Genomic DNA, 25187 nt, shown 5'->3' on the forward strand with positions numbered 1-25187 from the left:
AAAAATAAGACAAGACTAAAGTAACAATGGATACTTGTACTCCTACACAACAAAATGTTAAATAACTGTTACTTGATTGATTCAAAAAGTAAATTGAGCAGGTGATAGTGTTTAATGCAACAAGTTTAGCAAGTAAAAATAACTAATAATATAACTTGTAAGTTAATAAATTAACTTACATCACTATACTTTTGTGTTTAATTTTGATAGGCACTATTATCTTATTTTCTAAAGAAAACAGAAATTATATTTAGGAGTTTTAAGATGAGTTTATATATTTATGACCCCAGAATACACTTATTTGCTTTTTCTGCTAAAGAAAATGTCAATAATCGCAAAATAATTAATAAAAATTGGATTTGGGATAAGTGTAATGAAATTATTTCTAGAACAACTTTAAGTCAAAAATTTGATATCTTTCACCAAATCAATATTGATGCAGACACTACAAACTTAATTAAAATTTTCCAAGATGAAGATATTTTTCATCCAATTTTTTTTGATGAAAATGCTGAAATTATTCCTGAACAACCCAATAAAGATAAAGACTTAATTTTATTGCATACTAATAATAGTAGTGTTTATGCCATACAAATTGATGAAAACTATGGATTATGTATTAATTTTAATTTAAATCATCCAAGAATAGCGACTCAAACAGTTGAGGTAAATCAATTACGATTTCTAAATCCAGAAAATGTTTTAATTTTAGGTAACGAAGCAAATGACAGCAATCAATTTGTAGGTCAAACATTATTAATTACTGCTCAACTTTTAGAGCAAGATGAGCATAAAACAAATAAAGAGCTTAGAATTATTGCTAAACAATGTATTAAGGCTCTCTTTCCCGATAAGCACTATCCTTTTAATAGACAAGGTCAATTATTTAATAGTCCCATTTTTGAATACGGTAGTCTTAGACGTAAAAGCTTAGAGCGTTATCAACATATTCTAGTTTGGTTATTTTACAATCGACAGGAAAGAGAAAAATTTTATAAAAATTATAATGATTTTTTAGACTTATTTTTATACAGGGCTAGAATAACAAGTGCTTTTAAAGAAATTCGCCGTCAAGAAAATTTAATCGCAAAAGACCTTAAAGAAATTAACGATCAGATTGACAGTTTGCATTCTCATAAAAATAATATTAATCCGACAGAAGAAGAATTATTCTATTTTAAAAATAAGCTTACTAAGCTTCCAAAAATGGCAAGAGAGTATGGCAGAAAAATTGGTTGCATGTATGAATTTGAGTCCAGTTCAGTTGTTAAAGATAACTCTAAACTTTATCATGATAAGCTTACGGAGTTAGAGAAAAATACAGAAAATTTCAGCGATAAAGACATTAATTTTCTGAAAACTTTTATTGATAAAAACTGTAAAGACTTTCTAGAAAATACCGCAGCGAAACTGAAATATTTTGTATACAGTTCTACACTAACAGATAGTGCAATCGCATCAGTCAGAGGTCAAATTGCAATTGAACAAACAGAACTAGAAATTCAGCGACAAAAACGTGAAGCAAAAAGCCAATATAAACAGCAAATCACAATTCTAGCCATAGGTAGTGGTATTGCAGCCGGAGAAATTTTTGCATCCAGTTACGATCTAATAGATGAAGAGAAATTACCTCTAATAACTTCATACTATATTCATCCCTTTTTCTTATCTATTTTTTACAGTTTATTATTCGGCTCCTTTGTAGCAATACTTATTTGGACAACACCTCACATATGGAAGTTTGTAAATCAGAAATGGGAGTTGACAAAGATTAAAACTATTTCAAGATTTAAAGTTATTAAGAGACTCCTACTTAATACAAAGAACAGAAGAAATAATTACCCCCGCTAGTATCCTTTTGCTTGTCTATTTGTGTTCCCTATATTCACTCACTTCAGCAATCTACTACCTACCTACAATTTCCAATGCTTTACAACTAGGGTTTATTGGATATATTTCTGACTCCTATAGACAAAGGTAGTAAATTACGAATTTCTTCCCTGACACTCATCAGGATTTTACCAAGATGATTTTGTCCGCTTCTATCCGCACCACATCCCCAAAAATAATCCCTAGCGGAATCTTCCACTAATAATCGATCTCCGGTACTTAACAATATATCCCTGATATCGGCATGGGTAATAAATTTGGTCAAGACAGCTTTTCGCATGACTTCGGTTTTGCGTATGTCCCACTCCGGATGTGGTTTACGTGTCGAACAACGTCCTAAACTTGCTGCTTCTTCTGGGGTACCTACTTTATGAATTACTGGTATTACAGCTTCATACTCAGTGTCAACAAATTTTTGTGCTTGGTAGTAGTGTTCCACCGTTGACCAGTAAGCACCTTGAATGAAGATTGCATGTTCCGAAAAGTTGGAAAAACAGCCGTAAGGTTGCCAAACTTTGTAAAAATAAATAGCCATGTAAAATGTGTTTGTTATGAATCGATTTCTAAGATTTTGCAGACAGTCGCAAAGTTTCGGGAGATAAAAATTAAGGGTTTTAAGTTCGAGATTTGAGATTCAAGGTTGTAAATTCAAGATTTTAGATTCAAGATTTTAAATATAAAGATTTTTACATCATCACCGCTATCGTACATCTATTTTTTCTTATCGCAAAAACCACCAGTTAAACGGTTACTTTTCAATCTATTAACATTTTAGTTATTAAATATAATAATAGATAATTTTTGTAAAGATGTAATAATTTATATCAAACTTCAGATATTTGATAATGGGTAATAGCTCATTGGTCATAGGTGAAGAGAAGCAATTACCATACCATGGACTGAGGAGTCTTCATAGTAAATATCCTCTAAAACCGTATGTTTGCAAGCAACTATGAAATAAGTGGCTATGAAAAAAGTAATTGGGGCTGGGTTCTTTCGCAGTGGCAAAAACAAATAGGAGAATGGATTCAGTATCAATTACAGCGCTTTGATCGCACTTTACCTAATTGGTCACCTAATTGGTCGATTAGTAAAAACTTTGTAGATTTTCTCGGTATTTTATATTGGATTATTTTGGGCTTATTTTTCATTTGGGTCATTTGGCGTTTATGGCGAGAGTTTAGCCCTTATATTTATGCTTGGTTAGCTGATGAGCGTTTTTCACCCGAACAAAATGGAGAAAAATCTACCCCGGATTTATCTGTAGAATCATTAATTTCGCGATCGCAAAGTTTGTATCGTCAGGGAAATTACTCGGAAGCTTGTCGCTGTTTGTATGTTGCAATGCTACAAAAATTGCATGAAAAGAAAATTTTACGTCATAAATCTAGTCGCACCGATGGAGAATATTTACAGTTACTACAATTGTCTGTCACTCCGATGCAACCCTATGAAACTTTAATTACGACTCATGAGCAATTATGTTTCAATAATGCAGAAATTCAAGCGGAAAATTACCAACAATGTCAGCAAGCATATCGGGAAATTGAAGATTAATGAAACGTTCAAATCGCCTTGCTTGGTTTGGAGGAATTGTCATTCTTGCGATCGTTATTTTGACTTTGTTTAGCGCTCCTTCAGCGAACAAAATCCGTCAAGGTTCAACCTATAGTCGCTCTCCTGATGGTTATGGTGCTTGGTATGCTTATATGCAACAGCAAGGAATTAATATTCAACGCTGGCAAAAACCTTTTGCACAATTAAAGCAAAATAAAGTAAATCAACCAAAGCAAAAAAGTTTAAAAATAGAAAATTTAAAGTCAGAAGATTTAAATTCAGAAGATTTAAATTCAGAAAGTCTAACATTAAAAGAAATTCCAACTACTTTATTACAAATTTATGGTGCTGTAGTACCATCAGAACCCAATGACTTGGAACGAAAATGGGTTGAAGCTGGTAATACTTTAATTGTCCTTGGCGTTCGTCAACCTCCCACCAGTGCAAATTTTTCTACCTTTCAGAAATCTTCTCAGGGTGAGATCAAAATCGAAACTACCAGACGTTATCAATCTGAGGGAAGAAAACCTACCAGTCAAAAACCTAAGGAAAAAGTACAAATATCTCTAGGCGATCGCTTTGGGGCTATAGTTTGGGAACAGAAATTTGGTAAAGGAAAAATTATTTATTCTACTACTCCTTATTTAGCTGCTAATGCTTATCAAGATTATCAAAGTAATTATCAATATTTAGCGGAATTAGTAAATCAAAAAGGTCATAAGCTATTTGTAGATGAATATATTCACGGTTATAGAGATAGTAAACAAAATGAAACTAAGAAAAATAGCGGTGCTGCTCAAATATGGGAATATTTAGCAAATACACCAGTTTTTCCCATATCTATCCAAGCGGGAGTTTTACTTTTAGTATTGGTATTTGCTCAGAATCGTCGGCTAGGAAAAGCTATTTTTTTAGATAAACCTGTTGTTGATAATAGTGAAGCTTATATCCAAGCTTTAGCAGGAGTACTACAAAAAGCTGAATCTGCTAATTTTGTTGTAGAAATGGTCGGTAAACAAGAACTAATTCAGCTACAAAAAAAGTTGGGATTAGTTACCAGTCGCAGTGATGTAAATTCTCAAATAGATCGTGAAGAATTACTAAAAGCTTGGCGAAATCATACAGGAACCTCTGACACTCAGCTAAGTAAGATTTTACAGATTTATTCTCAATATTCTCAAAGTTCTCAAGACTCTCAAAAGCGTTCAATTAAAGATAAAGAATTAATAGATTGGTTAAATAATTGGGAGCAAATCAAACAAGTTTTGTCTGAAAAAGGAACAGGGAAAAGGGAACAGGGAAAGGAAAAAAGCTTTATAACTCCTTAACTCTTAATTATTTACTCTTTACTCCTTACTCATTACACCTGTAGAGACGTAGCATGCTACGTCTCTACGTCATTACTGTGCGCTGTCGCGCCCCGCAATACCTACGGTACGCTACCGCTAGCCGCTAACATTACTCCTAACCTCTGACTCCTGGGAAAACTTAAAATATAAGATACCAGGTGTTCAAATGTACCGCCTTAATAAACAAGCCTAAAAGCATTTAAATAATCTTCCTGTCTGGTTTTTAGGGTATTATCCCCAGACATATTGCACCATGTTTGGCTGTGTTTGGAAATTTACTTTTGATGAGTTTAAAGTTGCGCGAGAACGCGCAGCACGGTTAGAAGCGATCGCATTTCAAGATACAAACGCTTTAAAACCACTCAAAGCAGTGGAGGAAAGTATTAAAGAAGCAAAAAAACAATATCAACAAGCAAAAAATATTTCAGATCGAGAACAAGCGATCGCTGCATGGCAAATATCAATTAATCAGTTAAATTTAATACCTCAACAAACCCTAGCAGGAAAAACAGCAAAAGCTAAGCTCAAAGTCTATCAACAAGAATTTCAAAATGCTGTGGTTTCTTCCTTTATCAGTGCTGCTGAAGAATTTAATACCGAAGCGGAAAAAATTACAGCTACACAACCTCAAGTTGCTGCAGAGTTATTAAAACAAGCTGTCACACATTTGAATAAAGTACCTACAGATAATCCCCGCTATTTGGAAGCACAAAAACTGTCAGCGATTTACCAAGTAAAAACAAAAACACTTGCTAATTCTAATGGTGGTAATTATATTAAAGCAGCAAAAGGATTTGCGATCGCAGCGGCTAAAGCATCACAAAACCCACCTCATAGGGCTGAAACTTGGGGAGAAATCGCTAAATTATGGCAAAAAGCAATTGAAAAACTGGAAAAAATTCAAGTTAGAGAACCGAGTTACAGTGAAGCACAAAATTTACTAGCAACATACCAGACAAATTTAGGTACGATTAAAACTCGCCAAAAGTTGGAAATTGAAGCTCAACAAAAACTACAGCAAGCTCACAGACAAATTCAAAATTTAATTGCAAATTCTGGGTCGAATCCTCAACAATTTAAGGCTCAAATTCAAGGTGTAATCAATCAATTGAAAACGATAAGTGCGGGAACTACTGCTTATAAAGAAGCGGAACAGTTATTAAAGTCAGCATATGACAAACTAAAACAAACTTGAAATTGATATTAATTATTAGCCAAAATCATAGTTCCCTGTAGAGACGTTGCAGAGCCTGCGGCGTCGGCGTTAGCCTCTGCAACGTCTCTACGTTTTTGGGATTTACCGAAAAATACTTAATTCGTGGAGTAGTAATATATCAATGTGCTAGCAATTAATCTACACTAAGCCTTATCCTTGAGTCTCCTCTATGAAAAAGCTGCTTAGAAATCCTTTATTTTTATTTATATTTGGTGCGATCGCGGCTACGGTCATTGGCTATTTAATCAATCAATTACCTAACATTCCTAATTTTCCTCACAAAACCGAAATACTGTTTGCTGCTGTATTTATCTTCACTATATTGACTGCTTTAGTTGCATATCAGCAAGCACAACAACAACCGGAAGATGCACCTGCAGATATTGACCCCACAATTCGTCCCAGATTACTCGAAGCAGAAGGTACAAAAGTCAAACAAAGGTTGCGTGATTCTTTACATGACTTGCTAATGCTCGATTTGAGACGGGAGGAACAACCGCAGCAAGTTGCTCGGAAACCGCTTCAGACTTTGTATACAGTATCGGTTAACAACACCATAAGTCAGCCGAAGGTGAAGGTACTCGACAAAATAATAGATGTATTGCGACGGGATGATATTGGTGGACGTTTATTAATTTTAGGAAAACCAGGAAGCGGAAAAACCACAACCCTACTAGATTTAGCTGAAGAATTACTCGAGCGAGCAAAAAATAATCACAGCGAACCTATACCGATAATTTTTGAACTTTCAGCTTGGCGCGATGATAGTGTAAATTTTTTAGGTTGGTTAATTATTCAACTCAAGGAAGAATATAATCTTACACCGGGGATAAGTCGATTTTGGTTAGAACGGGGTGAAGTTTTACCGTTATTGGATGGTTTGGATGAATTGGGTTTAGAAAAACAGAGAAAATGTATTCGAGCAATCAATAAATATTTAAGTGAAGATGCGAAGCGGGATTTGGTAGTTTGCTGTCGAGAAGAAGAATATATTGCAGGGGAGGAACAACTTGCGGAGTTGCATGGTGCTGTCTGTTTGCAACCGTTGAGCAATAAACAAATTCAAAATTATTTAGAAGTATTTGACCGAGGAGATTTGTGGCACAGTATAGAAAATAATGCTGAGTTTTTGGAGTTAGCAAAAACTCCTTTGTTATTGTCAATGATGGTTGTTGCTTATCAAGGACAAGCAATACACACAAAGGAAGAATTATTTGATTCTTATATTGAGCGCAGGTTTGAGTTAAATCCTGTGAATCAAGAGGAGCCACAGCGTAGAAAAACAATTCACTTTTTGAAGTTTTTAGCTAACCGCTTGAAAGAAACGCAGACGGAATTTTTAATTGAAAATATTCAGCCTGATTGGCTACTAAGTAGTAGGCAAAAATTTTTTCACAGACTCATTGTCGGGCTGATTTTCGGGCTGATTGTCGGGCTGATTGTCGGGCTGATTTTCGGGCTGATTTTCGGGCTGATTTTCGGGCTGATTTTCGGGCTGAGTTACGGGCTGAATTACGGACTGATTAAGATTGAAACAGTAGAGGAAATAAGATTTTCTTTTAAACCTGAAAAACGAAAACAATATATCAAAAATTTGATTGACGGGCTGATTGTCGGGTTGATTTACGGACTGATTTGTGGGCTGATTTTAGGACCGATTTACGGGCTGATTTTTGTGCCAATTTTCGGGCTGATTTTCGGGCTAATTTTCGGGCTGATTTTCGGGCTAAAAGATGAGATTTTAAATAAATCTTTTCCCAATCAAGGTATTTGGACTTCTGCTAAAAATACGCTTATTTTCACAGTTTTATGTAGCTCAATTTTTACTTTTGTACAGGTTTGGTTAAAATCATCATTATCCCAGTTTATTAGAGTTGATAATATAGATTTTATTTTGAAATTATCTCAATTCCTTGTAGTATTTTTAGTATTTTTCTATGGAGGTGGACTAGCCTGCATAAAACACTTTTCCCTCCGCTTAGTACTTTGGCACAATGATTACATCCCTTGGAATTATGCCCAATTCCTCGACCGTGCTGCAGAACGTCGTATCATCCAAAAAGTAGGTGGTAGCTATCGCTTCATTCACCGTTTACTACTCGATCATTTCGCCGATATGCCTATTTCTACAAGTTCACTAAAATAGATAAAGAAATTAAATTTATAGTTTATTAATATTATATGGCGGTGCGTTAATGTGTGGCGATAAAGGCGACCAAAAAACATTCTCTTGCGTATATATAGCGTTTTCCATTTGAATCAAATACATTTTATATTCCTATTCTGTAGAGACGTTGCATGCAACGTCTCTACAAAGTGTCATGCACTCAACCGAAAACCACTATAAATCCTTGTATATGACTTTTAATCGCAACGGTGCATTACGGTGCAATTGGAGATTATCTCATAAATCCAAGATTTATTTTTGCACCTAACAGCACCCTACAATTATTTTATTTTTGATTTATAAATACACTTTCTTAAAGTATTAGACAATTAAATAATTAGAAAAATAATTAGGGATTTCCAAACAATAATTTATACCATAACCCTTAGCTGTAGGGACGCACCAACGTGCGCCCAAAAATATATAATTCAACCAATTTATACCCTAAATAATGGTATATCTCCTTATTTGGAATTCCCCTTGGCATGCGACGATACAAAACTTAAAATATACGGAAAATAAACGGATAGTGGAAAGGTTCGTCAGGATTACCCAAACAACTTAACAAAGCCCAAATTGTTAATCCCCAGTGAAGTAAAAAACCGAGAGCCAGTAAGGGGAAAAATAAAATTCCACCTAACCCAAAAGTAAGCCAAGATATAACACCCACCGGTACGCCAATTACAGTCGCCCAAAACCAAACATTGAGGTGAAAATTCATCGATTCTTTGGCGTTACTTCGAACAACCGGATCGTCAGAAATAATATTGATTCCAAATGGTACAGCGAATGACAAAAACGCCGTGCTAAAAAAGATTGCTGCGTGACACAAACAAGATAACAATCGACGTTTATCGCGATTATAGGTAATTTCTTGCATTCAGGAACTCCTTAGTCTATTTTCTATGGTCTATTTTTTATTAACTTGCTCTCCTAATTGCAATTTTAACGGGCAGATACTTAAGTTGAATATTGGAGTTTGCCGTACTCAAGAAAATGTTAACCTTTAACAAAATTCAGCAATTTAGCTCAGAGGCAGTTATTAACTTTACACTAAATCTCTGTGCAGAAGAGCGTACTCGATCGCGTCATCGTTTCGCTACTGAAGAAGGGGAAATTGTATGTTTGCGTTTACCTAGAGGAACTGTACTGCAAGATAGTGATATTCTCGTAGATGATACTAAAAAATATTTAGCAAAAATTATAGCTAAACCAGAAGAAGTTTTGACTGTATATGCCGAGCAAAACATTGATTTAATTAGAGCAGCTTACCATTTAGGTAACCGTCATGTTCCTTTAGAAATCACTACAAATTATTTGAGATTGTCACCGGACCCAGTATTGCGTAAAATGCTGGAGACATTGAACTTGAAAATCAAAAAAGAAACCGTCCCATTTCAACCACAAAAAGGTGCTTATGAACACCAATTACGGCATGCGCACTGAGGATGAGTACACATTTAATAATAATAATTTATTACGTCTTTTACAGTTAGCTAGCCCAACTTTACCTGTCGGAGCATACAGTTATTCTGAAGGTTTGGAAACTTTAGTTGAAGTCAACACAATTCACGATCGCGATAGTCTTAAGCAGTGGTTGACTGCAGAATTAAAATACGGTGCAATTCGTTTAGAAACAGCTATTGTTGTAAGAAGTTACAAATGTGCAAGTGCAGGAGATTGCCAAGCATTATATGATTGGAATGTATGGCTATCAGCAGCAAGAGAAACTGAGGAATTACGTAATTCTAGTTGGCAAATGGGACGAAGTCTTTCTCAACTGATGAGTAAACTTCAGCCCCAGGTTAAACCATTAATTGAAGCTGTGGGAGAACCTTGTAATTATGCGATCGCCTTTGGGGTCGCAGCAGCATTTTGGCAAATTCAAATACAAGCAGTCTTGTTGGGTTACCTTCAAAGTTGGTTAACTAATTTAATTGCTGCAGGAATAAAACTTATCCCCCTAGGACAAACAACCGGACAGCAATTATTAGTGGAATTTCAACCCTTATTAATAGAAACAATTAAAACAGTTATAGAGTTGGAAGATGACGAACTTTCTTGTTGCAGCTTGGGCTTATCTTTAGCAAGCATGACGCACGAAACGCAGTATAGTAGGCTGTTTAGGAGTTAATAGTAATTGGTAATTGGTAATTGGTAATTGGTAATTGGTAATGAGCAGGTAACTTTTCCTGTTCCTTATTTCCTGTTCCCTTTTAACTGTAGCCCGTAAGGGCGTGGCGTTAGCCATAAACTGGTAACTGTTAGCGGATCCGTAGGTAGCGCAGCTATAGCTATAGGGTGCGCGACAGCATATTAACTGACAACTGGTAACTGATAACTGATAACTGACAACCGATCATGAATGCATTTCGAGTTGGAGTCGCTGGACCCGTTGGTTCTGGGAAAACAGCCCTAGTTGATGCTTTATGCAAAACAATGCGTCAGTCCCATAATTTGGCTGTCGTAACCAACGATATTTACACTCAAGAAGACGCACAATTTCTAGTTCGTTCTCAAGCTTTAGATCGAGAACGCATATTGGGAGTGGAAACTGGTGGTTGTCCCCATACAGCTATCCGTGAAGATGCTTCAATGAATTTAGCTGCTATTGAAGATTTAGAAGTACGCTTTACCGATCTAGATTTAGTGTTTTTGGAAAGTGGTGGCGATAATTTAGCTGCAACTTTCAGTCCAGAATTAGTAGATTTAACAATTTACGTGATTGATGTTGCTGCTGGGGATAAAATCCCTCGTAAGGGTGGTCCAGGAATTACTAAGTCAGATTTGTTGGTTATCAATAAAACTGATTTAGCTCCTTATGTGGGTGCAGATCTCAAAGTCATGGAGACGGATACACTAAGGATGCGGGGTAACAAACCTTTTGTATTTACTAACTTAAAAACTCAAGATGGACTCTCACAGGTAGTTAAATTCATCTCTGATAGTCTTTGCTAATCACTAATTCAAGTAGTACTTTAACGGCGAAATACCATTGTAATTCGTAATTATTGTCAGAAATTTATACAATGGATTACTTAATACCTGAGAGGCTTGCAGGGCAGAGGTTATTGTGTGTTTTGACCGCGATTATCCTAATTCTGACTAATTATTAAAATATTTTTCTATTTATCCGTCTCTAATTTTCTACTTACTTCCATTTTAAAAATTAGCAAAGAGGTTACAAAATGGCTAATACAGTTATTTTCGGCTTCATAAATTAGCCTTATCAGCTATTCTAAGCAATAGTCACAATTAATCTTTAACTGTAGTAGTCATCAAGCCTCTATGAATCATCATAGCCTCAAAGCAACTAAAGAAACAGTACATCTAGGTGGTTTTTCTCATCTTTTAAAGCCAGCTTTGACAGTAGAATCAGGCGATAAGATTGATGTGGAAACTTACACTGGCTACTATATTCATGATAAAGCTCCTGCTGATTTTATTACGCCAGAGTTTACAGAAATCTGTAAAAATTTAACTCCGGAACGCAAAGTTGCAGGAGGTCCCCACTTACTGACTGGACCAATTTATATTCAAGATGCACAACCAGGTGATGTTTTAGAAGTAAAGCTAGAAGCAATTGAGCCAAGTTTACCGATTGGTTTTAATGCAATTCGCAAAGGATGTGGTGCTTTACCACAACAATTCGGACAACCAAATTTAAGGTTCATTCCCCTAGACTTAGATAATAAGATTGCTGAATTTCCCCAAAATAGTGGAATTAAAATTCCTTTAAAGCCATTTTTCGGTATCCTTGGTGTCGCGACTCCCCAAAGCGATCGCAATTCCATTCCTCCTGGTAATTATGGCGGAAACATTGACAACCGACATCTACAAGCGGGTTCGCGAATATTTCTACCTGTGTTTGTCGAAGGTGGACTATTTTCTATTGGTGACGGACATTCAGCACAAGGTGACGGGGAAGTAAATGTTACCGCAATTGAAACTTCTATGAAAGGTACTATTGAGCTTAAGCTTCATAAAGATTTCCATTTAACAACACCACTCGCTGAAACCGCAGAACATATCATCACAATGGGTTTTGGTGAAACTCTAGACGAAGCATTCAAATTAGCTTTGCAAAATACAATCGAATTTCTCACATGTTTTACTAATCTATCCCCTGAAGATGCTTATGTTTTGTGCAGCATAGCTGTTAATTTTCATATCACTCAGGTTGTTAATAGTCCCAACAAAGGGGTACATGGGATGTTAGCAAAATCAATGATGCCTGGGAATTTTCTTGATTTAACCTAAATCATACTAGATCCTCAATTGACATGGATTGATAGTTTATGAATTTATAGTTTCTGAGTTGATTGTTTCTGAGTTGATTGTTCCTGAGTTGATTATTTCTGAGTTGATTGTTTTTGAACTTATAGTTTGTAGATTTATAATTTTGAATTTATAGTTTATGAGTTGATAGTTTTTAAATTTATAGTGTGTGAATTTATAAGTACCAATGAACGTAATTAGTTTATTGTTATTGAAAAGCTGGTTAATCTTGCTTGGTGGTGGATTATTATCAGGTATCTTAGCTGGTTTTCTGGGAATTGGTGGTGGTACAGTCTTGGTTCCACTACAAAAAGCATTAGGATTTACTACTATTGAAGCCGTTGCGACTAGCAGTCTTGCAATTGTAATTACAGCAACCTCTGGTAGCATTCAGAATTGGCGCATGGGTTTTATTTCATTCAAACAAGTACTTTATCTAGGATTACCGGCGCTATTTACTGCTCAATTAGGAGTATTTTTGGCAAACATTATTCCAGAATTTGTTTTGTTAATTTGCTTTGGCTTATTGTTGCTCGCTAATATTTATTTAGTGCAACTGCGCAAAAGTCTGAAAAAAGCAAATAATGAAAATATAAAACAAGAAGTTAAAGTTACACAGTCGCAAATAATATATCCAAAAAATTCACATTCAGAAATAACACAAATAGAAGCTATTAGTTCGGAAGCTATTAGTTCAAAAGCTATAAATTCAAAAGCTATAAGTTCAGAAACTGCAAGCTCAGAACGAAGAAAGCGAAAAAGTGTAAAATTAAAAATCAATTCCACAGCTGCAAGATTTATCACAGGAGGTTTAGCTGGTACCCTCGCAGGATTATTTGGAATTGGTGGTGGGGTAATTATGGTACCCCTACAAATGCTTTTGCTAGAAGAAACTATCAAAGTCGCAATTCAAAATAGTTTGGGCGTCATTGTTATTACGGCAATTTCTGCTAGCATCGGTCATGGGATCAGTGGTAATATTTTATTTGTGCAGGGTTTAATTCTTGGTTTTGGTGGACTACTTGGAGCCCAGATTAGTACTAGGTTTTTACCAAAATTTTCCGACAAAGTTATTAGTCTTTATTTCAGGATATTGTTAGTATCTCTTTCAATTTATATGTTTTGGCAAGCATTAGAAGTTTATAAATATCAACAAATTAAAGATAATTTTATCTAATTAACTGATTATCTAATTTATTAAAAATCTAATTGCTCGAATATATAATAAGTTAGACATCAATTAGTTAAACACCTAATTAATCAATTTCCTGAAACATAAGGAGATGTAGCTAAAACTTCTGCTCCCCTCTTCATCCCTTGAATATCTGAAGACGACCAACAATGAACTGCTTGACAATGATGAGCAACCAATAATCCCCACAAACATTTTTTGACAGTTAAAACAGGTACTACTAAGTTTGCACGAACTTTTAAACTCTGAAGAAATTCACGATGACATTCATGAATGGATTCAGTTTCAATATCATTTATTGCTCGCACTCTACCTTGCAAATACATCGCAGCATATTCATTATTGAAGCATTCATCTGGACCTGTGGAACCAAGGATTGAATACTCATCTTTACTTAAAGACTCAAAAATTACCTGACCGTGCCATTGACTATAAAAGTAGTATAAAACGACTCTATCAACTTGGAGTAATTCTCGAAGATTTTTGATTGTTTTGATAATTAACTCATCTCTTTCTATTCTTTGGTTGACTTGATTAAGAACCTTTTCTAAACCTACATCTATATACCTATTGCGTTCGGGTTGATTAAGATTTTCCATCGTATTAGGTAGGTAAAGTTTGATGAGTTATGTTAATGCTACGTTTACACTGTGAACGTTTAGATTGTGACACAAGTAATTCACCCCTAAAAAATTGTTTGAGATGAACAGTGAATTGTTAGTTCTAGACTTACAAACAACTCTCAATTACAAATAAATATCAAGTTCATGAATTTTAACTGTTATAAAAATACCAATATATGTCCTCAGTAGTTGTATTTTTTACAGTTTTTTTATGAATTATTATTTGCGTAAGTATTAGCGTTAGTAAGTATTAGTGTTGGTAGGTACTAGTTTTGGTAAAAATTAATTTTAAGTTATGATTTGATGATAATGAATAATCACTAATAAATTCGAATAAATACATTCCAATAATATAAATTTTGTGAGTTCACTATTTTAGTATCGTCATGAATAACTGAGTGGATTTAACTCCACTCAGCCATTAATTTATCGGTCTACTGAACCCATAATTACATCAATACTACCGAGGATCACAACGATATCCGCCACTTTTACACCTTTTAGTAAATGGGGCAAAATCTGGAGATTGTTGAAATCTGCTGCACGAATCTTCCAGCGCCAAGGGAAGACATTATTATCACCTACCAAATAAATTCCGACTTCACCTTTACCACTTTCCACGCGAGAGTATATTTCGCCGTTGGGAATCTTGAAGGTAGGTGCGACTTTTTTACTGATGTACTGATAGTCTGGACCATTCCATTCAGACTTTTTGCCTTCCATCATCCGTTTTGCTTCCAGGTTTTCGTAAGGACCACCAGGAAGACCTTTTATTGCTTGACGGAGAATCTTAACGGATTCGCGCATCTCACGCATCCGTACCATATAACGGGCTAAGCAGTCACCGGTTGTTTCCCACTGTACATCCCAATCGAAGTCGTCGTAACATTCGTAATGATCTACTTTGCGTAAATCCCATTTCACCCCAGAAGCCCGTAGCATTGGACCTGAGAGTCCCCAGTTAATAGCTTCTTCACGGGTAATAACACCTATACCTTCGATCCGACGACGGAAAATAGGATTATTAGTGACTAATTTTTCATATTCATCTACCTTAGGTAGGAAATAATCGCAAAAATCTATACATTTGTCGATCCAACCATATGGTAAATCAGCAGCGACACCGCCAATGCGGAAGTAGTTGTTATTTACCATGCGATAACCTGTAGCAGCTTCCCACAGGTCATAAATCATTTCCCGTTCGCGGAATTGATAGAAGAAAGGGGTTTGAGCGCCAACATCAGCCAGGAATGGTCCAAACCACAGCAAGTGGTTCGCAATCCGGTTTAATTCCAGCATGATGACGCGGATGTAGCTAGCACGCTTAGGAACAGAAACATTTGCTAACTTTTCTGGAGCGTTTACGGTCACAGCTTCATTAAACATCCCTGCTGCGTAGTCCCAACGACTTACATAGGGAACATACTGGACATTTGTCCGACTTTCAGCAATTTTTTCCATTCCCCGGTGCAAATAGCCCAGCACCGGTTCGCAATCAACTACATCCTCGCCATCGAGGGTGACAATCAGTCTTAGAACCCCGTGCATTGAGGGATGGTGCGGTCCCATATTCAGCACCATCGGTTCTGTTCTGGTTTCAATTCTTGCCATTAAAAGAGTTCTCTCCCCTAAATGAACGGTTTTTCACTCACCCCTAGGTCTTAATTTGCTTTAAGCTCGGATTTTTAGTAACAAAGTAATGTTGATATTTTTGTTACATAATCACCAAATTCAACAGATGAGTTCTGCAGAATTTAGGGGTTTAAGTTTGATTGACTAACTCTAATTATATTGATGCATAACTTTTTAATTGTCTTTGTCATTTGTCCTTTATCATTTTTTAGATGAGCAGCGACCAGTAAGTCCCGAACACCGATGAGTAAACAATAAACAACAAACAATCACAAGTGACAATTGACCAATGACCAATGAATTTTCTCACATTTCGGTTTTAAGTCGAGAAGTAATTAGCGGTTTAGAGATCTGTCAAGGAGGACATTATTTAGATGCAACTGTGGGTGGTGGTGGTCATAGTTGTTTAATTTTAGAAGCAGCACCAGATGTAAGAGTAACTGCGATTGACCAAGATGAAGATGCTCTGGCAGCAGCCAAAAAAGTTTTAGTAGAATACGCTCAAAGGATAACGTTTATTTCTAGCAATTTTGCCAATTATCAGTTCCCCATAGCCAAGTTCAATGGTATTATCGCCGATCTTGGGGTGAGTTCTTATCATTTAGATTCGCCAGAGCGGGGTTTTAGCTTTCGTTATGAAGGTGATTTAGATATGCGGATGGATCGACGTCAATCTCTAACAGCAGCGGAAATAATCAACCATTGGGATGAGAAAACCCTAGCTAATATTTTCTTTGAATACGGTGAAGAAAGATTATCGCGACGTCTTGCGAGGAGGATAGTCGAACAACGTCCATTTCAAACTACCACCCAATTAGCTCAAGCAATAGCTTCTGGGGTTAATGCAAAATATCGTCACGGAAGAATTCATCCAGCTACTCGGGTTTTCCAAGCTCTGCGAATTGCAGTTAATGAGGAATTGAAGTCTTTAGAAACTTTTATTGAAAAAGCGCCACATTCTCTAGTTCCCGGTGGGAGAATCGCAATTATTAGTTTTCACAGCTTGGAAGACCGTATAGTCAAACATCGTTTTCGGGATTCACCACTTCTCAAGGTTTTGACCAAAAAACCAATTCTTGCATCAGAAGAGGAAATTAAAATGAATTCCCGTTCACGTTCGGCTAAATTGAGAATTGCTGAAAGAATTAAGGATAATTAGTTAGTATAAATTAGAAATTTTAGTTCTGCAGTTGCTATGTAGTACAATATTCCTAATTCATGTCTTCTAAAATCTTTTTTCTCAATTTCTCATATTTATCTTGACTTAAACGATAAATTTCTGGTCTGGGTTTAGCAACAATATATCCTTGAATTGAGTTAACGCCAATTTCTTTCAGACGATATAAGCTAATTGGTGTCATTTCATCTACGCCTTCAATAATTACACTAGGTGGATTTAAATCATTTCCCGTTACTAATTCAAGAATAGAACGGATAAGAAGGTCGCTCTTATCATGATATAAAATATTTCTATCAATCTTTAAATGAGATGGTTTCAATCCAGCAAAACGAGATATTGAAGAATAACCAACACCAAAATCATCGATTGCAAACTTAATTTTTAACTGTCTGACATATGTTAGTAATTTTTTCTTAAAAAAAGCTAAGGGGTCTTTCAAACTAATTCCATTACTGTACTGTGGTAATTGTGTTTTTTCCGATATTTCCAAAATTAGGTCGCTAGCGGTGATAAAATTGTCTTTGATAATCTGACGAACTGTTTTGAAATAGGAACTGCTAATTAAGGATTCTGGGTATACGTTCACTGATAATGGTGCTATATCTTTCGCTCTATTTTCTCTTGCTTTTTTTCTCGCATCTCGATAACTTAGAACGGCAGTCTTTAAAAAATAACTATCTAGTTCAATAGTAAACCTTGCTCCCCACATTTCAGCAGCCTGAAATAGGTCAATGGGAGCTGTTAAAGTTTCAGGATTCCTAGCTAAAGCCTCCCAACTACTGATAAATAGTTTGTTAGGGTCTAGATTAAGAATTGGCTCAAAATGAACAATCATTTCTTGAAGACGATCGCAGAATAATTGGAATCTCCGATTATATAAACGGGCTGCGACAAATCCAAAATCTCTCTTTAAATCATCAATTATAGCTGCTTCGACTAGTAAATAATTAAATGATAATTTTTGGCAAGCATGATAAAAACTTGATAAAATTCTTCCGTATATATCTCCTAAAAGATAAGAATTTTGAGGTACACCACAAACTACTATTACCTCTGCCTGTGGTAAAACTTTCAAAGGCACCATCACAAATGCTTTGACAATTCCATTTTTATCTTCATGCAATCTGTAGATACCGTGATAGGCAGGATTAAAGATTGATAATCGCGAAATATTAGGTAAAATATCTGAATTTAAAGTATTGTAATAGAAATCATCTCCTATATGATTGGCAAGATTGCTATGGGATTTTAAATACCATTTATCTTGATTGTCAATACCTAGAATAAAAACAAAGTCTGCTTCGGAGGTTTGTCTAATTATATTTAAGATCTGATGTTCTGAATCCCCATTAAAATTATTAGCATTACTGCTTCTTAAATCTATAAGTTGCCGGATTAGTTTTCTGATTAATTCTTCATATGGTTCCAGAAAGTTATGCAACTGAAATGTTTTTGATTCTAGACTATACAAATCTCCTGATGGTTTTGCTATTCCTAAGCTAACTTCTGTTAAGTTCATGTTTTGAACTTCTTTATGTTGTTCTTCTGTTGTCAAATTACTTGTTTGAGCAATAAAAATATCAAAGCCTTTATCCTTCAATACAATGATTTTTGGCTTCATACTCAAAGCATTCTCTTCAATTTTGTTGCAAGTATATTGATGGAGTTCGCGTGCAGTAATTTTACCATCTCGATCTAGATCGCTAGCCCCAGTTTCTATTCCTTCTACCAAGTAATGTGTGTAGACTGAAATATCTCCTCCTTGCTGCTCAAAGGAATATTGAGTCGAACTTGAAGATGCAAGAACAACTCGACCTTCAGCACCTAGTTGACCCTCTAAATCTACATATCCATCGTCTTTTGTTACTAATGAAAGGTCAAATGCTCCACTAAAACAACAATCAAGGATTATTACCTGTCGCTTAGAACGACTGTTATTTATCTGATCGTGAACAAAACTTGCAGCAACAGCAGTTGATTTGATTAGTTGATTATTTGGATTTTTACGAGTGATTCTGGTTGAGAAATATAATCTACCACGATCATCTTTGATTCCATGTCCAGAAAAATACAACAGCAGCAAATCTTCCTTATTAAGACCGGAAAAAAAAGTTTCTATTTCCTCCCTCATAGATTGAGCATCAGGATTTGCAAGGATTTTGACTTCATTAAACCCACCTATCTTTGAATCCTGTAAAACTCGCTGCATTGCTTTCACATCTTTTATCGCTCCAGGAAGAGGGGTAAATCCAGACTCATATTCACTTATCCCAATCAGTAATGCTACTTTCTTAGGATTGCTGTTTGTGACCATATCTATACATCTAAAAAATCTTGTGTTGCTTGCACTACTAATGCAAGTTTTTTTCTTATATTTGCTTCAATTTCTAATTCTTTTCCCGTGGGGAACTTTAACTTTTATCTTGATAGTTTTGTTACCCAAGCAGTCTTGCTAAGGTGTGTTTGGAACTGCCATGATGACAGCTATTAGATTCACTAACTTCATATTTATGCAGCTATTAAACTGCTTATAATAGCATACACTGATGCTCTTGTGTTATTTTTTGACTATAGAATAATTTTTTCCACCAATACTCGATCCGACCTACTGGCTCTGAAAAAATAGTGATTGTATGGAGATAGATGTTTTGCTTTGATTTAACAGTTTATTTTTTTGTTCACTTAACTTAATTCGCAATTTGGGCGCTCAATGCTCAATTTTTCTAGGTAACTCAACGCAAAAACTAGAGCCTTCACCTGGTTCGCTCCGAACGTAAATCTTACCTTGCATGATATCCACCAAGGATTTGCTAATAGCTAGACCCAAACCCGTACCACCATATTTGCGGGTAGTTGTTTGATCTACTTGGCGAAATAGTTCAAAAATATACTTTAAATCGGTTTCAGAAATACCGATACCTGTATCTTCAATTGCGATCGCAATCTTTTCTTGGTTAATCTCCCAAGCTTTAATTCTAATGCTACCAGCTTCAGTAAATTTAATTGCGTTCAATAAAAGTTTGACTAGAAGTTGTTTTAAGCGAATTTTGTCATTGAATACGATGGGATTTATGAGTTCGATTTGAAAATTTAAGTTTAAATTTTTTCGTTCCGCTAAAGGACGATGTTCTGAAACAAGGGTAACAATCAAATTCGTCAAGTTAAGCTCTTCAAGATGAAAAGATAAATTACCAGTTTCTACTTTAGCGAAGCAAAGCATATCATCAATTACTGTCAGTAGATGATTGCCATTATTCAAAATCCTTTGCACCATTTCTAGCTGTTGTTTTGATAAACTATAGCTGCGTTGGCGTAATAAAACTTGTGCTAAACCTAATATTACATTTAAAGGAGTCAGCAATTCATGGGATGTTGTCGCCAAAAATTGATATTTTTGCTGGGTAACTTCTAAAAGCTCAAGATTCTGCAACTGGATATGATGTCTGCTTTTTTCTAAATTTTGATTTCGCTTTTTTAATAACTCATTTTCTTGGGCTAAACTGCTTTCTCGTTTAACTAGAGATTCGATAGTTCTAGCATTATTAATTGCGATCGCTACCACTTCACTAATCCCTGCAAGCAAGTTTTGCTGTTTGCGATCTAAAATAATAGATTTTTCTCTGCTACCAACACCCAGTACCCCCAAAGGTCCTGTTTGGGCTGAATCTATTGTCAAAGCATAAACATTACGAGGAGGTATATCCCCAGAAGATAAATAATTTAGCTCCTTATAATTATTTGTCGCAATTTGACCTGAATCTGCTACAATTACTCCATCTTTATTATCATCAGCCTGAAGTATCAAAGGAATCCCAGTTACGAACACTTTTTTCAACAAACATGTTTCATCATTGATTTGCTGAAAAAGTTGGAACTGTTCCAAACTAATACCAAAACTTGCAGTCCAATCCAAACTATCTGCTTGAGCACTATACAAACAAATAAAACAAAATTGAGCACCGTCAATAACTTTGCCAATTTCACTTACCATTAGCCTAAATAAACCGGTTGAGTCAGTTAATCGCTCGTTAAAAAGATTGGTTAACCTTTGGAGTTTTTCCGGTTTGTAAAGTTGCTGTTGGGATATTGATTTTGCCCTCACAATACCTTACTGTTATTTGCTAAGAATCATTGTTATTTGTTGGTGATATTCTCAAATACCACCAATAAAAATTCATGAGTTTGGAACTTACGCTTTTTTAAGCGACATTTTAAGAATTTTCAATAGAAATTTGTTCACAAACCTTCTCAATCGTTTTTTGGGAAGATTTGTTGAAATGGTTTGGATAACTTTCCAATTAACCTACAGACAAAATAACAATAAAATCAACATTGATAGATAAAATCAGAAATCTAACCAAGTAAGTATTGTATCTTTTTTGCCAGGTACAGGTGTTAAAAATAAGACAGGGACAAGATTTTTCTGTTCAAAGTGTACGAATGAAATAATTTATAATTACCTTAGTTTATCAGCTTGCAATGGTTATCCCAAGGTGCTTATTATTTTTTCCGTATTGACTACAGTAATCATAGTAACTAAAATTACTGTTTTGCCTTCCTAGGAAAATTAATAAAGCTGAGTTGTTCCCATCATAAAGAACAAATTCTAATTTGTTGATAAGTATAAATTTTTTTTAAACTTTGTTCTCTAACAAGTATTAAAAGTTGGTAATCGGGTAATAGCACAATGTGACCAGAATTCATATTTTTGAGCGTAAAATTTGGTTAAGATACCTTCGGGTTACAAACGATAGAAATTCTCAATCATCCATGAAAATCCATTAAATGCTCTAAGACTTTTGATGCTATTGGTGTAGTTACAAGAATTTCATGTTTTAAATCACCCCATTTTGTTCCAGATTGAGTTTTGAACTGTGCAATAATTTCTGGTATTTGTGAGGATACAATCAATCTTACTGGTTGCAGTTGACCAAGAAGTCTTGCGTGACGATATTGGGGTGATTTCTGTAAAGCTGTATCTAGCTTTTGTGCGATTTCAGCTGCGGAGCTTGTAGTTATAGTATTGGAATCTATAATATTGGCATCTATCTCCAATTTGTCTAACAATAAGATGTAATGTTCTTGTGGTTCTTTGACCGGAACTAAGCTTTTAAAGCTTGCGCTTTCCAAGGGTAAACTCTCTAAAGTTTCACGTACAAACTGAGAATTTAACTTTTCCCCCACTAGATCGCTAATTTCTTGAGTTCGTCCGAGAAATTCTAAGCAGGGTGTAGATTGATAAAAATGGGTCACGCGGATGCGATCGCCAATACGATAACGATAGAGTCCTCCTTTTTGGGAAATAATTATTTCGTAAGTGTTTCCCTGTTTTAATTGGTGGAGTTGAAAAATATGATTGTTTTCATCTTCAAACTCGAAAAATACTTCATTTAACACTGGGACATATCCCCTAGCTGGAATTAAAGGAATTGTCATTGGTGCTTCCGTTGCGAGGAGTCCTTTTCCTTGTACTAAGACTCCGGGGAATAAGGAGCGTAGAAATTCTGCACCATCAGCAGCGTTAACGCTATCCCAGCAAGAAATTAACTTTAATTGTTTCCAAAGTAAGTTCCAAGGAATTTGTTCTGGTTTGTTATCTGTTTTTTGTGAAAGTAGTATGGAATGTCTTTGGGGTGATATCTTATTTTTTAAATCTGCGCATAGTTGCTGACGATGAGTTTGAATGTAGTCAAGAATAACTTTGAGAAAAGTTGGACTCCAGACTGAAATAATTTCTAAATTTTCTGTTGCTAATAATGCAAGTGCAAGTTTATGTTTAAATTCATCCGCACTTTGGATATTTTTTATTCCTGGTACACTAACCAAAAAAGGACTCAATAACCAGCGCAACCAGTTATCTAAATATTCTGAATCATCTTCTAAACCAATTTTCGCTCTATTTTCTCCTGATGAATTAGTTTTAGTTGTAAGATTAGGCGAAATACAAAAATATATCTTACCTGTAGAAAATCGAGGTCCATTTATAATTAGATCGTAAGCCCAAATACAAAACATTTGGTTAAAGGAACGACGCAGAGATTTAGTGTAGGGAATAAATTTTGCAGCACCGCGACTTCCAGATGTTTTCTCATAGAAGATTACAGGTTCGTTTGTCAGTAAATACTTTTGAGTTTGCTGTTGTTTGATAATCCATTCTTTAATGTCGTCATATTCCACAATTGGAATACGTTCCCAATCATCAATTGAATTTATATTTAAAGATTTACCATACTCACTTTTAATTAGATTTTTAACTATATCTTGTTTTACTTTTTGTTGTGCAAATTTTGGGTTTGATAATGCTTTAACAAATTTGTGGTTAATGGGGTAAATAAGTTTGCTAAATAATTTAATTAGGATTTGCATTAGTTGGTAATTGGTAATTGGTAATGGGTAATTGGTAATGGGTAATTGGTAATGGGTAATTGGTAATGGGTAATGGGTAACTTGCAGCAATTTTATTTAGTCCAAAAGACCACCTTGAAATAAATTTCAACACTAAAGTGTTGCTGCTCTAGCGAACAAGGCTCAAATAGTAAGTAGCTTAAAACCCACTGTAAACCTTATTCAGTCTGATTCATCAGACTTTTCCTATTAGCCTGGGAATTTAGTTCTTTTCATCGATTATGATGGGTTGTAGAGACGTTGCATGCAACGTCTCTACCGAGTTTTGTGGTAAAACAAAGCCAATGGCTAACGTCACGCTAGAGCCTGCGGCGTCGGCTGAGCCTCTAGCTGCGCTACCTTACGGATCCGCTAACAAAACTAATGAAAATAACTGCTAGGTGGAATGTTGAACTTTATATTAGTTCAGTATTAAATTGTTTATTCGGATATACATGGCTATTCACGGGTACAAATTCTTCATCTTCAATTACAACTCCAGGACCCAAGTAAGAACCTGCACCAATAAAAGCATAATTACCAATTTTGACTTTTTTGACATATAGTAATAAATTTTGCTTTTTTGGTTTAATTGCATGGGATAAAATTCCGCAACCATGACCAAAAACAACGCGATCGCCAATTTCGAGTAATCCTCGATCTGCAATTTCTATTTTTGGCGTCCAGTAAATACCTTCACCTACCTTTGAACCCCACAGACGCAACCATAAAGAGAAAGCACCAGGAATTAAACGTAATGCTGCTTCCAAAGCTGGAAAGGTAATGTATATATTTTGAATTTGATGACTCCCCCACCAAGGTGAATATTCTGTACCTTGTAAATAGCTGATTCCTTCTTTTAGGGGATAGAAATAATTGTGTATTTTATATGTTAGTAGGGGAAATCCGTAAACAGAAAGTATAAGAGCAATAATACTAAAGATTCCTGGAGAAAAACAAAGCCACAGGAAAGAAGCAAGCGCTGCAAACATTACCAAAGCTGGGAAGAATGAGAGTATTGTACTCAGGAGTGTCATAGAATTTTGAATAGAAAGTATCTCAATTATCCACTAATGGTTAATCTGACAACTTGCAGTAATTTGATTTAACCCAAAACCCCACATTTAAATAAATTTCCAAATGACAAAAACCACCCAATCTATTCACTGTTTTTCAATGAAGACTAGGTGGTTTTTAATATCGGGAAAAAGCTTCAAGCATTTCTACACTTTAGCTTTTTTGTTTGACTACATTTTTGTAAAAAATGCTAAAACATGCATCACAAAATAGTTTTATTGTGATACACTTATTTTATTCCTGTATTAAACACCCTCGTTGAATTTGACGGCAACGGGGGTTTTTTTATTGTCTGTCTTTAAAAACAAAGACATTAATAGCCACTAAGATGAAATGACCCTACAAGAATTACATCAGGCGTATTACCTATAAATATGCTTTTCCTGTTAGAACCAATGCGATACATGGAAGCAAGAGTTCTATGTGTCGCGTTAATCTGAAATATGACTTATCCCTAATGTAGCACAAGTTAGAGCAAAAAATGTAAGGCTTGCAAACCAGGAATTGTCATTGCGAGATCATAAAGTTTTGGGACACAATCTCATTGTCTGTGGTGCGAATTCGGCAAGTTATAGCAACCGCCAGGTTAGCTAGGACGCTAAAGTCAAGACATGCTCCATGGCTTCTCGCAGTGTTCCAAAA

At 35.4% G+C, this 25187-nt stretch carries 19 protein-coding genes; 11 read left to right on the forward strand and 8 right to left on the reverse strand.

Going from position 1 to position 25187, the window contains the following annotated elements; genetic code table 11:
- The first annotated feature begins 264 nt into the window (after positions 1-264).
- Entirely contained in the window at positions 265-1851 is a 1587-nt protein-coding gene (locus BC008_RS31960) for a hypothetical protein (protein WP_027845921.1), read from the forward strand.
- 85 nt (positions 1852-1936) lie between these two features.
- Here BC008_RS31960 and BC008_RS31965 read toward each other — a convergent pair whose 3' ends face one another.
- Positions 1937-2425 (reverse strand): NADAR family protein, encoded by a 489-nt coding sequence (locus BC008_RS31965; RefSeq protein ID WP_027845922.1) that lies wholly within the window; start codon positions 2423-2425, stop codon positions 1937-1939.
- Positions 2426-2826: 401 nt separating this feature from the next.
- Between BC008_RS31965 and BC008_RS31970 the strand changes: the two genes are divergently transcribed.
- From BC008_RS31970 to BC008_RS31985, 4 genes are all read left to right on the forward strand, one after another.
- Entirely contained in the window at positions 2827-3447 is a 621-nt protein-coding gene (locus BC008_RS31970) for a DUF4129 domain-containing protein (RefSeq protein ID WP_027845923.1), read from the forward strand.
- Complete coding sequence (locus BC008_RS31975; RefSeq protein ID WP_058184207.1) at positions 3447-4775, forward strand: DUF4350 domain-containing protein; 1329 nt, start codon at positions 3447-3449, stop codon at positions 4773-4775. The genes BC008_RS31970 and BC008_RS31975 overlap by 1 nt, the downstream gene beginning before the upstream one ends.
- Positions 4776-5049: 274 nt before the next feature.
- Positions 5050-5991 carry a hypothetical protein gene (locus BC008_RS31980; protein WP_058184208.1) on the forward strand — a complete coding sequence of 314 codons (942 nt, stop codon included), beginning with the start codon at positions 5050-5052 and terminating at the stop codon, positions 5989-5991.
- A gap of 190 nt (positions 5992-6181) precedes the next feature.
- Positions 6182-8158 carry an NACHT domain-containing protein gene (locus BC008_RS31985; RefSeq protein WP_058184209.1) on the forward strand — a complete coding sequence of 659 codons (1977 nt, stop codon included), beginning with the start codon at positions 6182-6184 and terminating at the stop codon, positions 8156-8158.
- A gap of 523 nt (positions 8159-8681) precedes the next feature.
- On the opposite strand, the gene BC008_RS31990 is transcribed toward BC008_RS31985, so the two are convergent.
- Positions 8682-9059 carry a DUF4870 domain-containing protein gene (locus BC008_RS31990; protein ID WP_058184210.1) on the reverse strand — a complete coding sequence of 126 codons (378 nt, stop codon included), beginning with the start codon at positions 9057-9059 and terminating at the stop codon, positions 8682-8684.
- A gap of 116 nt (positions 9060-9175) precedes the next feature.
- On the opposite strand from BC008_RS31990, the gene ureE reads away from it, so the two are divergent.
- From ureE to BC008_RS32015, 5 genes are all read left to right on the forward strand, one after another.
- Complete coding sequence (gene ureE / locus BC008_RS31995) at positions 9176-9625, forward strand: urease accessory protein UreE (RefSeq protein WP_027846934.1); 450 nt, start codon at positions 9176-9178, stop codon at positions 9623-9625.
- Entirely contained in the window at positions 9597-10313 is a 717-nt protein-coding gene (locus BC008_RS32000) for an urease accessory protein UreF (protein WP_235595968.1), read from the forward strand. Before ureE ends, BC008_RS32000 begins: the two co-directional genes overlap by 29 nt.
- 227 nt (positions 10314-10540) lie before the next feature.
- Positions 10541-11137, forward strand: a complete 597-nt coding sequence (gene ureG / locus BC008_RS32005) for an urease accessory protein UreG (RefSeq protein WP_027844931.1) — start codon at positions 10541-10543, stop codon at positions 11135-11137.
- A 330-nt stretch (positions 11138-11467) separates the two neighbouring features.
- Positions 11468-12439, forward strand: a complete 972-nt coding sequence (locus BC008_RS32010; protein ID WP_027844930.1) for an acetamidase/formamidase family protein — start codon at positions 11468-11470, stop codon at positions 12437-12439.
- 205 nt (positions 12440-12644) lie between these two features.
- Positions 12645-13634 carry a sulfite exporter TauE/SafE family protein gene (locus BC008_RS32015; RefSeq protein ID WP_063800840.1) on the forward strand — a complete coding sequence of 330 codons (990 nt, stop codon included), beginning with the start codon at positions 12645-12647 and terminating at the stop codon, positions 13632-13634.
- A gap of 83 nt (positions 13635-13717) precedes the next feature.
- On the opposite strand, the gene BC008_RS32020 is transcribed toward BC008_RS32015, so the two are convergent.
- Together BC008_RS32020 and BC008_RS32025 are read right to left on the reverse strand one after the other, a co-directional pair.
- Positions 13718-14248 carry a GAF domain-containing protein gene (locus BC008_RS32020; protein ID WP_027844928.1) on the reverse strand — a complete coding sequence of 177 codons (531 nt, stop codon included), beginning with the start codon at positions 14246-14248 and terminating at the stop codon, positions 13718-13720.
- A gap of 450 nt (positions 14249-14698) precedes the next feature.
- Complete coding sequence (locus BC008_RS32025; RefSeq protein WP_027844927.1) at positions 14699-15883, reverse strand: NAD(P)H-quinone oxidoreductase subunit H; 1185 nt, start codon at positions 15881-15883, stop codon at positions 14699-14701.
- Positions 15884-16193: 310 nt separating this feature from the next.
- Between BC008_RS32025 and rsmH the strand changes: the two genes are divergently transcribed.
- Positions 16194-17063 carry a 16S rRNA (cytosine(1402)-N(4))-methyltransferase RsmH gene (rsmH, locus tag BC008_RS32030; protein ID WP_027844926.1) on the forward strand — a complete coding sequence of 290 codons (870 nt, stop codon included), beginning with the start codon at positions 16194-16196 and terminating at the stop codon, positions 17061-17063.
- Positions 17064-17115: 52 nt separating this feature from the next.
- Here rsmH and BC008_RS47785 read toward each other — a convergent pair whose 3' ends face one another.
- The 4 genes from BC008_RS47785 to BC008_RS32050 form a co-directional block, all read right to left on the reverse strand.
- The gene (locus BC008_RS47785) at positions 17116-19398 is read right to left on the reverse strand and encodes a caspase, EACC1-associated type (RefSeq protein WP_082650683.1); all 2283 of its coding nucleotides are present in this window, start codon (positions 19396-19398) and stop codon (positions 17116-17118) included.
- Positions 19399-19791: 393 nt separating this feature from the next.
- The gene (locus BC008_RS32040; protein ID WP_058184211.1) at positions 19792-21186 is read right to left on the reverse strand and encodes a GAF domain-containing sensor histidine kinase; all 1395 of its coding nucleotides are present in this window, start codon (positions 21184-21186) and stop codon (positions 19792-19794) included.
- Between the two features lie 662 nt (positions 21187-21848).
- Positions 21849-23540: a GH3 auxin-responsive promoter family protein gene (locus tag BC008_RS32045; protein WP_321170098.1), complete on the reverse strand. Its 1692-nt coding sequence runs from the start codon at positions 23538-23540 to the stop codon at positions 21849-21851.
- Between the two features lie 344 nt (positions 23541-23884).
- Positions 23885-24505: a hypothetical protein gene (locus BC008_RS32050; RefSeq protein WP_027847065.1), complete on the reverse strand. Its 621-nt coding sequence runs from the start codon at positions 24503-24505 to the stop codon at positions 23885-23887.
- Positions 24506-25187: the final 682 nt, after the last annotated feature.

Origin of the sequence: Mastigocoleus testarum BC008, assembly GCF_001456025.1 — a bacterium.
Classification (GTDB): Bacteria; Cyanobacteriota; Cyanobacteriia; order Cyanobacteriales; family Nostocaceae; genus Mastigocoleus; species Mastigocoleus testarum.

Excerpts from the sequence above, each read along its gene's own strand:
- rsmH (WP_027844926.1), top strand. The coding sequence starts at position 16,194 with ATGACCAATGAATTTTCTCACATTTCGGTTTTAAGTCGAGAAGTAATT.
- BC008_RS31970 (WP_027845923.1), top strand. The coding sequence starts at position 2,827 with ATGTTTGCAAGCAACTATGAAATAAGTGGCTATGAAAAAAGTAATTGG.
- BC008_RS31965 (WP_027845922.1), bottom strand. The coding sequence starts at position 2,425 with ATGGCTATTTATTTTTACAAAGTTTGGCAACCTTACGGCTGTTTTTCC.
- ureE (WP_027846934.1), top strand. The coding sequence starts at position 9,176 with ATGTTAACCTTTAACAAAATTCAGCAATTTAGCTCAGAGGCAGTTATT.
- BC008_RS32015 (WP_063800840.1), top strand. The coding sequence starts at position 12,645 with ATGAACGTAATTAGTTTATTGTTATTGAAAAGCTGGTTAATCTTGCTT.
- BC008_RS32000 (WP_235595968.1), top strand. The coding sequence starts at position 9,597 with ATGAACACCAATTACGGCATGCGCACTGAGGATGAGTACACATTTAAT.
- BC008_RS31985 (WP_058184209.1), top strand. The coding sequence starts at position 6,182 with ATGAAAAAGCTGCTTAGAAATCCTTTATTTTTATTTATATTTGGTGCG.
- ureG (WP_027844931.1), top strand. The coding sequence starts at position 10,541 with ATGAATGCATTTCGAGTTGGAGTCGCTGGACCCGTTGGTTCTGGGAAA.
- BC008_RS31975 (WP_058184207.1), top strand. The coding sequence starts at position 3,447 with ATGAAACGTTCAAATCGCCTTGCTTGGTTTGGAGGAATTGTCATTCTT.
- BC008_RS31980 (WP_058184208.1), top strand. The coding sequence starts at position 5,050 with ATGTTTGGCTGTGTTTGGAAATTTACTTTTGATGAGTTTAAAGTTGCG.
- BC008_RS31960 (WP_027845921.1), top strand. The coding sequence starts at position 265 with ATGAGTTTATATATTTATGACCCCAGAATACACTTATTTGCTTTTTCT.
- BC008_RS32020 (WP_027844928.1), bottom strand. The coding sequence starts at position 14,248 with ATGGAAAATCTTAATCAACCCGAACGCAATAGGTATATAGATGTAGGT.
- BC008_RS32010 (WP_027844930.1), top strand. The coding sequence starts at position 11,468 with ATGAATCATCATAGCCTCAAAGCAACTAAAGAAACAGTACATCTAGGT.
- BC008_RS32025 (WP_027844927.1), bottom strand. The coding sequence starts at position 15,883 with ATGGCAAGAATTGAAACCAGAACAGAACCGATGGTGCTGAATATGGGA.
- BC008_RS31990 (WP_058184210.1), bottom strand. The coding sequence starts at position 9,059 with ATGCAAGAAATTACCTATAATCGCGATAAACGTCGATTGTTATCTTGT.
- BC008_RS32050 (WP_027847065.1), bottom strand. The coding sequence starts at position 24,505 with ATGACACTCCTGAGTACAATACTCTCATTCTTCCCAGCTTTGGTAATG.
- BC008_RS47785 (WP_082650683.1), bottom strand. The coding sequence starts at position 19,398 with ATGGTCACAAACAGCAATCCTAAGAAAGTAGCATTACTGATTGGGATA.